This window comes from Fictibacillus nanhaiensis (genome assembly GCF_049537595.1).
Classification (GTDB): Bacteria; Bacillota; Bacilli; order Bacillales; family Fictibacillaceae; genus Fictibacillus; species Fictibacillus nanhaiensis_F.
This window is the reverse complement of record NZ_JBMULM010000001.1, coordinates 409,116-422,549: the sequence shown is the minus strand read 5'-3', so window position 1 is coordinate 422,549 and position 13,434 is coordinate 409,116. Positions and strand designations below refer to the sequence as shown.

The 13,434-nt window shown below is 35.2% G+C and carries 12 protein-coding genes; 3 read left to right on the top strand and 9 right to left on the bottom strand.

All coding sequences use genetic code 11. The annotated features are described in order from the left end of the window. Window position 1: 1 nt before the first annotated feature. Window positions 2-1,225, bottom strand: coding sequence for an EAL and HDOD domain-containing protein (locus ACOZ9X_RS01935; RefSeq protein ID WP_423416796.1), 1,224 nt, complete (start codon window positions 1,223-1,225; stop codon window positions 2-4). A gap of 229 nt (window positions 1,226-1,454) precedes the next feature. Between ACOZ9X_RS01935 and ACOZ9X_RS01930 the strand changes: the two genes are divergently transcribed. Together ACOZ9X_RS01930 and ACOZ9X_RS01925 are read left to right on the top strand one after the other, a co-directional pair. After that, entirely contained in the window at window positions 1,455-1,985 is a 531-nt protein-coding gene (locus ACOZ9X_RS01930; RefSeq protein ID WP_423416795.1) for a general stress protein, read from the top strand. Window positions 1,986-2,002: 17 nt separating this feature from the next. Next, window positions 2,003-2,209, top strand: a complete 207-nt coding sequence (locus ACOZ9X_RS01925; RefSeq protein WP_066397538.1) for a CsbD family protein — start codon at window positions 2,003-2,005, stop codon at window positions 2,207-2,209. A gap of 57 nt (window positions 2,210-2,266) precedes the next feature. On the opposite strand, the gene ACOZ9X_RS01920 is transcribed toward ACOZ9X_RS01925, so the two are convergent. From ACOZ9X_RS01920 to ACOZ9X_RS01910, 3 genes are all read right to left on the bottom strand, one after another. Continuing rightward, the gene (locus ACOZ9X_RS01920; protein WP_423416794.1) at window positions 2,267-3,697 is read right to left on the bottom strand and encodes an LVIVD repeat-containing protein; all 1,431 of its coding nucleotides are present in this window, start codon (window positions 3,695-3,697) and stop codon (window positions 2,267-2,269) included. Window positions 3,698-3,912: 215 nt separating this feature from the next. After that, window positions 3,913-4,749, bottom strand: coding sequence for an undecaprenyl-diphosphate phosphatase (locus tag ACOZ9X_RS01915; protein ID WP_423416793.1), 837 nt, complete (start codon window positions 4,747-4,749; stop codon window positions 3,913-3,915). A 168-nt stretch (window positions 4,750-4,917) separates the two neighbouring features. Then, entirely contained in the window at window positions 4,918-5,979 is a 1,062-nt protein-coding gene (locus ACOZ9X_RS01910; RefSeq protein ID WP_423418206.1) for a M42 family metallopeptidase, read from the bottom strand. 124 nt (window positions 5,980-6,103) lie between these two features. Here ACOZ9X_RS01910 and ACOZ9X_RS01905 point away from each other — a divergent pair, with 124 nt between their 5' ends. Continuing rightward, window positions 6,104-6,511 (top strand): LAGLIDADG family homing endonuclease, encoded by a 408-nt coding sequence (locus ACOZ9X_RS01905; protein ID WP_423416792.1) that lies wholly within the window; start codon window positions 6,104-6,106, stop codon window positions 6,509-6,511. 583 nt (window positions 6,512-7,094) lie between these two features. Here ACOZ9X_RS01905 and ACOZ9X_RS01900 read toward each other — a convergent pair. The 5 genes from ACOZ9X_RS01900 to ACOZ9X_RS01880 all read right to left on the bottom strand — a co-directional run bounded on the left by ACOZ9X_RS01900 (window position 7,095) and on the right by ACOZ9X_RS01880 (window position 13,378). After that, the gene (locus ACOZ9X_RS01900) at window positions 7,095-8,354 is read right to left on the bottom strand and encodes a hypothetical protein (protein ID WP_423416791.1); all 1,260 of its coding nucleotides are present in this window, start codon (window positions 8,352-8,354) and stop codon (window positions 7,095-7,097) included. A gap of 127 nt (window positions 8,355-8,481) precedes the next feature. Beyond that, complete coding sequence (locus ACOZ9X_RS01895) at window positions 8,482-9,027, bottom strand: hypothetical protein (protein WP_423416790.1); 546 nt, start codon at window positions 9,025-9,027, stop codon at window positions 8,482-8,484. Between the two features lie 326 nt (window positions 9,028-9,353). Then, window positions 9,354-10,628, bottom strand: a complete 1,275-nt coding sequence (locus ACOZ9X_RS01890; protein ID WP_423416789.1) for a hypothetical protein — start codon at window positions 10,626-10,628, stop codon at window positions 9,354-9,356. A gap of 61 nt (window positions 10,629-10,689) precedes the next feature. Next, window positions 10,690-11,874: an HNH endonuclease gene (locus tag ACOZ9X_RS01885; RefSeq protein WP_423416788.1), complete on the bottom strand. Its 1,185-nt coding sequence runs from the start codon at window positions 11,872-11,874 to the stop codon at window positions 10,690-10,692. Window positions 11,875-12,532: 658 nt separating this feature from the next. Further along, window positions 12,533-13,378, bottom strand: a complete 846-nt coding sequence (locus ACOZ9X_RS01880; protein ID WP_423416787.1) for a hypothetical protein — start codon at window positions 13,376-13,378, stop codon at window positions 12,533-12,535. Window positions 13,379-13,434: the final 56 nt, after the last annotated feature.

The following is a 13,434-nucleotide window of genomic DNA, read 5'->3' as shown; positions in this document are numbered from 1 at the left end:
GCTAGACTTTCACTTCTGTATCCGTCTTTACAAATTGATCAGCAGATAATGTACTTGCTCGGTAATGCGTATAGAGTTCAGCTTCTGTCAAATTCATCCTGCCACATTTCGACTGAATTTCCAGCCATGAACCTCTCTCCAAACCTTGTACAATATTTAATGCAAGATTATAGGAATCCTTGTTTCCTAAAAGAGCTTCAGCCAGTTCGTTCGTTATCGGGAGATCAGCGATTACATCTTTCATGTCTTTACTGAGCAACGTGTCGATAAGGGAAAACATTCCGAACATGTAGAGATGGTTTTTGGATACACCTACGTATTTGGCGATGCGTTCAAAAAAGAATGCGCGCGTTAGACTCATCTTTACGATTTCTAATCCATTATCAACTCTGTTCAAGCTCGACATCATCAAGATCATGACGAGCTTTTTGATCTCATATAGTCCGACTAAGACGACAGCTTGTTTAATCGTTGTGATTTTACTTTTAAAAAAGTAAGTACCAGAATTCATCACTTTTAAAAGCTTATAAGAAAGTGAGAGATCTCGTTGGATCAAATTGCTGATCTCATGAATGTCTGGATCTGAACCATTCAACTTTTCTAATAGCAAAAGATAGTTCGTTGGAATAGGAGCGATATCCTTTCCTTGCAATATGACGGGTCTGCTAAAGAAATAGCCCTGAAAGTACTCAAATCCAAGCTCTCTAGCTTCTTCAAACTGCTCACGCGTTTCAATCTTTTCTGCCAGAAATGTAATCTGCTCGCGGTACGTTTCAATCATGATCTTCATCTCTTGAACGTCCATTAACATATAATCTACTTTAATAATATCGATATAAGGAAGCACTCTATTCAAGTTGCGGTTTACCGATACATCATCGAGCGCAATGATATATCCTTTATTCTTCAACTCTTTACACACCTCAAGCACTTCGTCCGTTAAACGGACATCCTCTAAGATCTCGACGACGATATATTGAGGTGAAATATACGTTGGAATCCGGTTTAACAACAGATTCTCCGTAAAGTTGATAAAACATTTCTTGCGTTCTCCGACTTCTTTTATTCCGATCCCAGCAAAACTATTCACCATAACATCAATCGTTGCACTATCATGATCCAATCCATCATATCTATTATTCTCACTGTTTCTATATAAAAGTTCATAAGCAACAACGTTCTCATCTTTGTCTAGGATCGGTTGTCTACCAATAAAAATATCCATTTCAATCCCCATTCACATTCAATAATCAATTTTTCTTTTTTCCTTTATATAGACATCAAACCATAAATTGTAAACAAGCACAATACGTGTTTTTGTGTTAAATGCTTCCAAATGTCACCTTGTCTTTTTCATGTATACTTTTGTCGAACCTGCAAGTTCATGTTTTATCTCTCTATCCAGTGGGAACACAAACTACGTACTAATCTTCTACAAAAAAAGGAGGAAGTCGATGGATACTCATAGTAAAGTGGTTGGCGTTTTCCGTTCAGAAGATGATGCGATCGATGCAATAAAAGACCTGAGAGACCAAGGTTATAGTGACAACGAAATCTCAGTGATCGCAAAAGACAAAAAAGAAGTAAAACACATTCAGGAAGAAACCGGCTCAAAAGCTCCTGAAGGGGCTGCCACAGGAATGGCTACAGGTGGCATTCTTGGAGGACTTGGCGGGCTATTACTTGGTGCAGGTGCACTTGCTATTCCAGGAATCGGCCCAATTGTAGCGGCAGGACCCATTGCTGCAGCACTCGGTGGAGCAGCGGTAGGAGCTGGCGCAGGCGGAATCGTGGGAGCTCTTGTAGGATTAGGGATACCTGAAAATGAAGCAAAAGAATACGAACAATCCGTTGAAGCTGGGGACATTCTCGTTCTCGTTGATACGAATGAAGTAAGTCGACATAGGCAAGTTAATGATACATTCCGTACGTACCGTTCAACAAACGCACATCGTTATGAAGATTCATATTCCAACAAATATTAAAAGGAGGATGATTCAACATGAAAAACGATACAATGGAAGGCAAATGGAAGCAACTTAAAGGTGAAGCGAAGAAACAATGGGGCAACCTGACAGATGATGATTACGATCAAGCACAGGGTGACCGTGAAAAGATGATCGGAAAGATTCAAGAAAGACACGGAAGAAAACGTGAAGAAGCTGAACGTGAATACGACGATTGGTATAGCAGAATGGAGCAATATTAAAAATGGTACAAACCCCACTAAGTGAGCACTTAGTGGGGTTTGTTTTGTGGTCTGATCTTATTTAATAAGAACAGATTGTAAATTCATCTTTTTCACATTAGGATCCGCTTTCTTCTGCAAGACTTTTAATCCTTGTCCCATATCCGATGCTAAAATATAGTTTCGATCTACGAAAACACCCCATACGTTAGCCTTATCTGACACGTATGAACCTACTTCAACTGGTTTTGCTGGATCTGTAAGATCAACCATACGTATTCCATCAGAATAATGAGAGAGGTAGAGTGTATTTCCTCTTACTTTTGGATCATGAACCGTATATGTTCCAGGTTTGCGCTCTCCCGCTTTAATCTGAACCATGGAGTTTAACGTTCTGAACGTACTTAAAAGAACAGGGTTGCTCTTGTCCTTTATATCATATACACGAACATATCCCCAACCTCTTTCAAATCCTGGGTCATGAGGATCCGGATTAAAAACTTCTCTTGTTTCAATCAAGATATTTCCGCCATGAGCTAGTGCAGCAGAATGTGCCGCTCCTTGAACATCACGTTCAAATTTTGTTCTCCCAACAAATTTAGGGTTTGCAGGATCTTCAATATTTAAGATAATCGTGCCAAGATCCCAATAAGAGAGATATGCATATTTACCTGTTTCATCTGTGATGACACTATGTAAAAATGCAGTACGCTGTGCTCCTGTCTCATCTTCATATTGATAGTCACCATTAAAGCTACCGCCTACTTCAGTTGGATCCCAGTTTGAGAGTTCTTTAGGTTTGCTTGGGTTAGTCACATCAACGATTGAAAAGTCATGAACATCTACCCCTTTGTCCTTATAACGATGAGCTTGATAATTCGTTGCTAAAAGTAAGACTTTATTATTTTGTTCAGTCAACCAATGTTCATGTGTTCCAGTAGGAAGATTAGAAGGCGTTTTCCAAAATCCTAACTTTTTCGGTTCTTTCGGGTTTGTGACATCGTAAAGCACAACTCCACCATTTTCAGAAGTCTCCCCCTCGTAACCATAACGCTCTTTATCTACGCGCTGAACACTTACAGCAGCTAAATCACCTTTAAATGACGGAGTACTAACAGATTGAACGATTACTTTTTCCTGCCATGTGCCAGGAATATCATTGGCAAGAACAGCAACTTCTTTAGGATTTGCAGGATCCTTCATATCAAAAATCCTTACTCCCTCATTTGTCATCTGACCACGGTGTGTACCAAGATACGCGTATCCTTTAAACGCATATACATCTGCAGTTGTAGCAGGTTTCCCTTTTAGGTCTTTTAGGGGAACAGCTGACACTTCTTTAAGATGCTCAAAGTTTTTAGATCCTTCCACTTTGGGAATTCCGCCAAACGTAGATTCACCAGCTTCGATGTAACTTTTTTGTCCGTTTTCGCATGCTAAAGCAATTCCTCCACCTGCTAAGGAAAGCGCAAGTGTACTCAATAAAATTTTCGATGCAAATTTGTTCATATCCCTTTAGCCACCTCCATCTTAATAGTTCCTACATTAAAGGAGTTATCTGTAAGAAAGAAGTGGACAATAGACTAAATATTCCAAATTCAATATGTGAAAAATTGCGTGATTTTGTCTTTCAACATCGGGACTATCATCCTGTTGAGGATCTTTTCTATAAAAAAACCCTGAACAGATTGGCACTTATAGTGAGCCAACGTTCAGGGTTCAATTTACATAATTACAAAAAAGATTACAGCTACTAGCACGAGGCGATAGATCGCAAATGGTGTGAGCTTAACTTTTTCAATAACGTTTAAGAAGAAGCGGATCGATAACATAGCGAATACAAACGCACTGATAAATCCAACAATAAAGAACGGCATAGCATCCATACTAAAATACTCTAGATTTTTTAATAGTGATATTCCGCTCGCACCTGCCATGATCGGAACTGCCATAATAAATGTAAAATCAGCTGCCGCACGGTGACTAAGCCCTAGAAGGACACCACCTGAAATCGTTGCACCAGAGCGCGAAAATCCTGGCCAGAGTGATAAACACTGAATCAATCCAATCGAGAAAGCCTGCTTGTACGTAATCTTATCCACTGTATCAATGACTGGATTTTGATTTTTAGCAGCAAATCGATCGGCAAAAATCATAAGGAACGCACCAATCGCTAGTCCAATAAGTACGGTGTTCGTCGTGAAAAGGTACTCATCGATATAATCTTCGAACAACAATCCTAGAACACCTGCCGGTAACAGACCTACAATGACTTGAGTTAATTTTAAACGGCTCCCCGTAATTTCATTTGTCTCTTTGTTTCTGCTAAGTCCCAGCATATCGATGAATCGTTGTCTGAAAACAACGACTACCGCTAAAATCGAACCCAGCTGAATCACAACTTTAAATGTATTCGCTGGATATTTACCCAAAAAGTCTTGTGATTTTAACCACATGTCATCAACAAGAATCATATGTCCCGTAGATGAAACAGGGGCAAACTCCGTCAAACCTTCTACTAACCCTAGAATAAGGGCTTTTAACAACAATAGGATGTCCATAAAAATAACTGATCTCCTTTAACAACTTATACTCTCATCTCTATATAATAGACGTTTTTCGATGATTAGCAAAGAATGATGTAAAACTTTTTATAACACTGTAACATATTGCGATAAAGTGAGAAACCCCGTCGGAATGAAATCCAACGAGGTTTTTTGAGGTAGTTTTTAGTAATCCAAAAGTGAATGCAGTTTTTCTTTATCCAGAACCTTCACTAGCTCTACTAGCAGCTTTGTGCTATTTTCAAGGTCGCTTTTACTGATCATAGATGTATGGCTGTGGATATACCGAGCCGCAACACCAACAACAAGGCTTGGAATTCCTTTTTTGAAGAGATGAAACTTACCAGCATCCGTTCCTCCACCAAGCATCACGTCTACTTGGTAAGGTATGTTATGTTTCTCTGCAACCTCGATAATTAAATCGCGAAAACCGGTGTGCGGAATCATAGATGAATCAAGGAACGTAATGAGAGGCCCCGGTCCGAGCTTCGCTTTGTTCGCGTTCCCACCAGGACCATCTTCTGCAACTCCTACATCGAGAGCGATTGCCACATCTGGCTCCATGATCGCAGGTGCTGTGATTGCTCCCCTGAGTCCTACTTCTTCTTGAACAGTCGCACCACAATAAACGGTGTTTGGGTGCTTAACGTTTTGTAACTGCTCTAAAACTTGAAGCGCTGTGTAGCAGCCTGCTCGATTGTCGAGTGCTTTTGCAAGAATCGTATCACCATCAGGCATCAGTTCAAATGGGCATATCGGAAGAATCGGATCTCCTACTCTGATTCCCCACTCCTTCACCTGGTCCTTATCCTTCGCACCAATATCAATAAACATCTCTTTCATCGGATACACTCGGTTTCGTTCATCCGCGGTAAGTATATGAGGCGCTTTTGATCCAACGACACCAGTAAATGTTTTACTTTTCGTCTGCACATGTACGCGTTGCGCGAGAAGAACTTGTGACCACCAGCCTCCTAAAGGAACGAAACGCAAATAACCTTGTTCTGTAATCTCACTGACCATGAATCCGACTTCGTCCATGTGACCTGCAAGAAGTATTTTAGGACCGTCATTTGTAGATCCGTGTTTTTCACCAAATACACTACCGATATGGTCGTTCATTAATGCGGCACCTGTTTTGCTGATCTCGCGTTTCATAATCTCTCGGATCGCTTTTTCAAAACCAGGAGCACCATTCGTTTCCGTTAATTCTTTTAATAAGTCCATCATTTTTCACCTTCCTATTTTATAGGATGGGGAAAATATAAATATTTATTACCAAAACTTTTTTAATTAAAGCAGGAACAAACGTTCGTTTTTATGTTACAATAAAAGGAAAAAGGTGGACAATATGAAACAGTGGGAAGCCGCTTACCTAGCTGGGGTAATTGACGGAGAAGGTAGTATCATGCTGACAAGAATGCACAAGAAGGAATTTCGTCGTCCTTGTATATCAATTGCATCTACTGACTTAGAACTGTTGCAATATGTGCATTCACTCACTGGAGGAATAGTAATCGGTAAAAAGAATTATCAACCAATTATTCATAAAAAATCATTTACATTAACGATTAAAAAGAAAAATACTGTTTTTTCTATCTTAAATCAAATTGTTACTTTTCTAAGAATAGATAAAAAAAGAAATAGAGCTCTATTCATTCTTGAAGAATATAATCGCGTTACCGCTCGAAATGGTAAATATACAGCTGATCAATTGAATCAGAAGATATTATTTGAGAAGAGATTTTTTGAATTATAATAAAATAAAAAAGACCAGCATAGAATGCTGTGTGACTTAGACCATATAATTGCCGTACACTTACCCATATTATTGCCATCCCTTATAAATAAAGGGGTTTCATCTTTTCGATTTTTAATAAAAACCCAAATTTTCTATTTTATTGTTTATTTTGACCTTCATTACTTAAATTTTTTTGTACTTTAGGCAAGCTTATGTTTCCTTATTTTACTCGTGGCAAATATATACTTCCTAATGAGTTTTGGAATATATTCATAAAGTAAAACAAAAGAAGTCATTAAAAAAAGATTGATGAAAATGACTTCTACTGCTACAAAATATATTTAAGTTTTTATAAAAACGATTGATTATTTACCTATGTGTTATTCAACGAACGCACCCGATCGTAATATAAGGTTAGTCAGAAATTAGACTGTACCCTATAGAGTAGACACTCAAAAAAAGGTCTGCCCTATAGGGGTATTTTTATGTAGACTAATAAAAATGGGAGAATCGGAGAATAATTAAATGCCAAAAAAATGTGCATTTTATTTTAGCTATAACTATTGGGATTGAGTTCTATCAACTTCTAGTCCAATCTTTTTTATGAGTAGTCTGAGGGGTCATAATACGAGGCGTATTCAGCTTGCATTTCTGCCTTCCATTCATTTTGGGCTGACATCATCATACAAACTCCACTTAAAAATGAAGCTATATCTTTAAAAAACATTGCAACGTTTTTTATATCTAACTTTGTTTTTCTCTTAAAATGTAAACATAAATGCTTGTTAGTTGGATATCTGAATTTGTCTGAAGAGCTATCTAATTCATGTAGCTGCTTGATGTATTTTTCAGCATTAATAATAGTAGAATCACCTTCAGAAGCATTTGCATGTTTTATAACATCAATCTTTATCGCTTTCCAAAGTTTTGATAGATTATGCTTATTACTTTTGAGTAAGTGGATAGCTTTTTGTAAATCATATGAACACTCTTCAAATAGAATTTCTTTCATAGCTAATTCAATACCATTTCTATATAAATAACACATAGGTATAAAAAGTGTTTCTTTTAAATGGTTATTATTACATATCTTTTCGTAAAAGAAATCAGCTGATTCAGTATAGGCCTTAACATATGAATAAAACTTATTTCTACTATAAGAATATCCGAGAACACTTTGACCATAGTAGCTCCCGCCTTCTTCTAATAGTAACGGTTTAAAGTCTAAGTAATCAGTTGTTATTTTAGTATCGTCAGAATAATAACTCTTAAGAATTTCAAAAGCTACTTCCATTTTATTAGCGAAAGCTACTAAATCTATATGTGTTTGTTTTTCAATGAATATGTTAATAATAAATTGCTTTGGTGTATCAAGAAAAGCATCACCTTTTTTTACAGATATACCGAATGGGTATCTAAATGAATCTGATTCTTTATCGATTTGGTTCATATTTTCAAATAATAAAACAAGCCAATCGTAAGCATCCTTGTTTTTCTCTATGCAACTTTCAATATGTGTGCTAATGAATTCAAGTATTCGAGATAAATTATGAAAAGTTTCCTTAACAAATAATTTTCTATCTTCTAATGCTGTTATATATTTAAATCCTATTGCCTTTAAAATTAATTCTAAACTATGTCTATAAAGATATGCTAACGAGAAAAAGTAATTATCCAATTTGCTAATATCTGACACTTCTAATATATAATCAGTTATTAGATATGAAGACTCTTTAAATTTCAAAGCATAATTAAAAAATTCTTCTTGTAAATTACTGTTTCCACTAATGGTTATGATGTTCTCTTCAACGTCACCCAATTGCATAAAATTCGGATTATTATTCGGCCAATTTTGCCCCATTAACGATTCCCCTCTTTGTTGTTTTTTAATAAACTATATCTCAATTCTGTCATTAGACTAATTAATTAAAATCATCAAAACTTAAACTTGTGTTTTACATATTTAATAATTTATGGTCAAAAAACTACTAAATACTTAAAGTATAGCTTTGCATTAGTTTCCCATTTTGATAATATTCCACTAATGCTTCCATTCGAGAAATGTTCAATTCATAATAAACACCTAGTATGTATCTGCAAACATGTTCTGGTAAAGATTTTCCATCATAGCTCCAAATATTATCAAAAGATTGTCTTGTTAAAGCTTTTAATCGCTCTTTATCTTTTTCTTTCTCACTTCTTCTTCCATTAGACTTTTTCATTTCTAAAGCAATCAAATTATCTTGTACCAGATTTTCCCCTCTACTGTGAAGAATTAAATCACAGTTGATTGTAATGATTTCTCCTTCTCCATCTTTTATTGTCTTTAGTCTTCCATTAATATTTCTGTTGTACTCAACATCAACATAGTATTGCCTATATATAGCCTTATCTTTTACTTTATTTAGGTAAAGCATTAACTGACCACATAAAGTTCGTTCTGAGACTCCACTTTTTATGAGCTCCTTTTGTTCAATTAAATATTTTCTATTAGCTAATTCAAATAAATCTTTCATTTCGTTATACTTATTCATAAATATATCCTCCATCTATTGCTTACATATACATATTAAACCATTTAATTTCATAAAAAAAACAGTCTACCTTCACTAATTTGGGATAGACTGCTTTTAGGATAAACTCTAAAACCTCATTTACTTATGATACGATTCACCGTGGTGGTTTAAGAGTCAAAAAAGGCATTGGTAAACTACTCTTACCGATGCCTTTTTATGGTCTAACCCTCATCAATTTATTTGGATGTTTCCACACACAACGTGTGTTTTGATAGAATACTAAAAGGCGTAAATTCGATTTTGCGTAATGATGTACCCCCTAATTTCAGGGTTCCTCAAACATTTTACTCATCTTCAACTACCACAAATATTCGTTGTTTCTTATTTTCGGTGGGAATATATAGAATTTCTTTTTCTTTATATGGCAGTTCAACGATTTCATCAATAATATGATCAATTCCATCGCTCTCCTTGCTTTGTTTCATACCTGTTTTTAGGGTGCTAAAGTTTTTGTTTTCTGACTCAACTTTTTTGTTGACTTTATTAACATTGATTTTAGCTTTGCCAGCAACGGCCATCCTCATTACAATTTCAGGTAATATGCCCCACCCCCTAGAACTATAATTATCAGTTAATTCATCTAATGTTTCTTCAAATTTTATCTTTTTATCAATCAATTCATTACTGCTCCGCTGCTGTATCATTGAATAGACCCTCTCAACTTCTAAATCAATATGATGATAAAAACTTTGATCATAATTTTGTTTTAACTGCTTGGTTAGTCCATTAATCATTTCTATTTGACCACCAATCTTCATTCTGGTTCCAATCTCAATTAGTTCTGCAAACAGAGATAATTTACTAGCCTCAAAAGCAATTGTCATTGTAAAATTTATTTCCAAAAGCAACTCTTTTTCAGCTTTTGTATCAATTTTAATGTGCAATTCTCTTTTTTGTCTTTTCAAACGATACGCATATTCTTCATGAATTTCATCTGCAGTTTTTTTATAGTTCCTAACCGCAGATAAATCTACCGTATCAACAAAATCTCTATTCGCAATTTCATACAAACCCTTTCTAGCTGCAATCAAACGCCCAATGTTTATATCATGATGAAAATTTAGTAGTTTTCCCAATTTCGCATCCATATCTTTCATTTGAGCATTAATTTTATGTAAATAGATTGTCCCTGAAATAGCTGACATCACTTGCATACCTGCTGAAAGAATAATGGCTGGATTCACAGTAACATTTAAACCTACTTCAGCAAAACCAGCATGCTCAACTAAACGCCCTGCCGAGTCTCGCACCATAGTTGTTGTAGTTCCATTCGCAAATTTAGACAAATTGGCTGGATTGGCAGTTGCAGTAAACAAACCATTAGGTGCTTGTTTGGCAACTTGTGCTAAAGTCATTCCTTGATTAGCAACTTGCAATGCCGCCTGTGAAATGTTACCCGTCATCAATGACAAGTCGGATACAAAGACCTCCCTGTATTTTTTCTTTGTTTCCAATTTATTATCAGTTACTTTTTCCAAACATAGCTCATCGCCTATAGTGTTAGAGACAACAATTTCACTAATTTCATTTGAGTTTTTTATCATTTTATCTTCAGACATTTAAACTTTCTCCTCGGTCTTTTCATTAGATATCATAACCTTAACCCCTCTAATTCAAAAATTAATTTCTGTAGATTTTCTCTTTCAATTCTTCTATTGTATAAGGCTTTTCTCCAACTTTGGAGTGAAGGGCTAAATGGCAGTTTGGACATACTGGACGTAGATCATTTAATGGATCCACCTCATATTCCTCATTAACTTCAGATAATGCAATCAGATGATGAACATGAATTTTGCCTTCAAATTCGTCCCCATAAAATTTAGCAAAATCAAAGCTGCAAACTGAACAGGAACAACCATAATAATCAATGCAAATTTGTCTTGCTTTATAGTTTCTTTCATATGAATTAACTAAAACTTGTTTCTTAGCTCCTTCTTTAAGTTTCTGAGATTCATATACAGGTAATTCATCTGCTAAAAGTCCCTTTTGCTTTTTATGAATAAGTTCTTGAATTTCAGACATCAGAGAAGAATTAATTTCTTGCTTCGATTGTGAAAAACGAGTGATATTGCTATCAATATTATTTACCTCTGCTAATGTAATAGGTTGAAAAACTTTCACCGTATTTATACCAAATTTATAGGCTCCAAAATATTGTTGTTCTTCTGGTATTTCAAACTTTTCAATGCTTTGAAGGCGAGCTGAAGCAATGATTAAATTATCAAATTGATAGAGTACTAGAGAACCATTCGGTGCATTCATCCCAACTTTTCTGAAATAAAAGATACCGCCTCGTTCTTTAAGTTCTCCTAAAAAGAAATCATCTTGGAGATCCTCAATACTCATTCCGGGAAATTCATCTTTACTACTCATTGGCAATATTCTTATGGATGGGATTACATCACTTTTGGCGGGTGGTCTTGGGAAGTCAGTATCAATATGTAAATATTCTGCTAGCTTATACCATTCAGTACATTCTCTAATTTTTTTCAGTTCTTCACTAAATACTTCATTAGGAGTAAGCTTCTTTGTTTCAGGGAAATACTCTGTGTAAAGTTTATAAAATCCTTGTCCTGCCACATTTAATCCTTTTGTTACAACCTTTGCTGAAAGGAATGGCAATCCCAGTTGATAACATAGTTCAGAAATAACACCAATATGTCTGGGAACCTGTCGGTGGTGAATTGGTGGGGTAATTCTATCTCCAAGTTCTTTATATTCCACAATTGGTTCCTTTTTCTGCACAGTAATTAGGAGTTGTTCTGCAAGTTTTATCTGTTCATCTGTAAGATTAATTATTTTCAACACCTCACATTTTAATTTACTAACCCATCCTTTTCTTTGTAAAATCCCTAGCCTCTGATATAGTATCGCATGTAAGTAATGTATCTAAATGACACCACACTCGGCCACTTGGATAAACCTTTCCCGTCTTGACTTCATTATAGGGCTTGATTGCCGGACCTAGCGTATAAATAAAGTGTCGTTCCCATTCTTTATCTGGCATTTCAGATATAATATTGTGAGGGTTAATTGAATTATCGAATCCTTCTATATGGTGTATTGATTGTAGCTTTCCATCGTACCTGAATGCTATGTAATTTGGTGGTTCTTTTGGCCAGCCGCTACCACCCATTGGATGAAAGTATTTATTCTTTTGTTTCACTATATCAATTCAGGTCAACGTGCAATCTATCGGCTTACCAGAACCTAGTGATACAACATATATATACCTCATTAGAATTTTGATTTTGCATTGTCACTAACCCCCTTAATTTCTTTAGTAGTTTCTTTTCTGAATTGGATGAGAATGAATATGCAGCTGCAGCAAAATCATAAACATCTTTTCACGAAACATGCATTATTGGAACACCATTCGCATCTTTTATTTCTAAATTATGATACGCATAATCTCTCGAACACTCTAAGATTTAATAATGTAAATCGTGATAACCCACAATTTTTAATTGGGTTGCAAGTAAGGTAATGTCTTCTCAAGATACTCCTGCCAATAGTCTTCATCACCATTTAATTCATGGAGCCAATAATACATCATTAGTATTTCAAATTCCTGTTTTCTTCCTTTTGTATATGACTTTTTCGGCATTTTTCTATAAAGGGAATCTAAATTAAACAAATTGCTTTTTTGTTTAAAATCATAATCGTATTTCCTATAATCAGCAGTACTCTTTTTCCTATGAGAAGCCTGCCACAAATTATCATTATCCCAGAAGTGGTTCACCCACTGAAACGAAAATTCATGCAAATTAACCTGGTACTTTGTCCACGTATTTTGAATCCATTCATTGATTTCAACTGAAAGGAATACACCCTCACTATGCATTCCTTTCTGACTCACTACCCTGTGATAATCTTTAATAAATAAAAACAACATCTCCGTTTGATCCTTTATGAAAGGAAGCTTTTTGATCAACTTCGAATAACAATCATAGGATAATGATCTAAATTCCTTGTCAGAGCTATATAAAAAAAAGAAATCATCTTCTTTTAAAATATTTCCAATATTTTTATTTATTTGCTTACCATATTCAGAATAAATACCTGTTAACCAGTCAATTATTTCAGGATCATATTCCTTCAACTGCTGTTGATATTTAGTTAATTTCTCATCTTTTAGTGCAGTTTTTTCTTCAGCCACAGTAATATTTATATAATTATTAAAGTATTCAAAGACGTAATAAACGCACAGTCTCATATTTTCATTTCGTTCATCTATATTAAATTCATCTATCTTATCTTCTTTTTTTCTCCTTGCAACATATTCTTCAATTGTTAGCAATCTTAACACCTCATTTAAATATGTAGGTATATTTCTTAAATTTATTTTAACAGTTTTTTGGAATA

What these genes read in the sequence shown, in the direction of transcription:
- ACOZ9X_RS01920 (WP_423416794.1), bottom strand. Translation starts at nt 3,697, where the DNA reads ATGAACAAATTTGCATCGAAAATTTTATTGAGTACACTTGCGCTTTCC.
- ACOZ9X_RS01900 (WP_423416791.1), bottom strand. Translation starts at nt 8,354, where the DNA reads ATGGGGCAAAATTGGCCGAATAATAATCCGAATTTTATGCAATTGGGT.
- ACOZ9X_RS01935 (WP_423416796.1), bottom strand. Translation starts at nt 1,225, where the DNA reads ATGGATATTTTTATTGGTAGACAACCGATCCTAGACAAAGATGAGAAC.
- ACOZ9X_RS01895 (WP_423416790.1), bottom strand. Translation starts at nt 9,027, where the DNA reads ATGAATAAGTATAACGAAATGAAAGATTTATTTGAATTAGCTAATAGA.
- ACOZ9X_RS01915 (WP_423416793.1), bottom strand. Translation starts at nt 4,749, where the DNA reads ATGGACATCCTATTGTTGTTAAAAGCCCTTATTCTAGGGTTAGTAGAA.
- ACOZ9X_RS01930 (WP_423416795.1), top strand. Translation starts at nt 1,455, where the DNA reads ATGGATACTCATAGTAAAGTGGTTGGCGTTTTCCGTTCAGAAGATGAT.
- ACOZ9X_RS01905 (WP_423416792.1), top strand. Translation starts at nt 6,104, where the DNA reads ATGAAACAGTGGGAAGCCGCTTACCTAGCTGGGGTAATTGACGGAGAA.
- ACOZ9X_RS01925 (WP_066397538.1), top strand. Translation starts at nt 2,003, where the DNA reads ATGAAAAACGATACAATGGAAGGCAAATGGAAGCAACTTAAAGGTGAA.
- ACOZ9X_RS01910 (WP_423418206.1), bottom strand. Translation starts at nt 5,979, where the DNA reads ATGGACTTATTAAAAGAATTAACGGAAACGAATGGTGCTCCTGGTTTT.
- ACOZ9X_RS01890 (WP_423416789.1), bottom strand. Translation starts at nt 10,628, where the DNA reads ATGTCTGAAGATAAAATGATAAAAAACTCAAATGAAATTAGTGAAATT.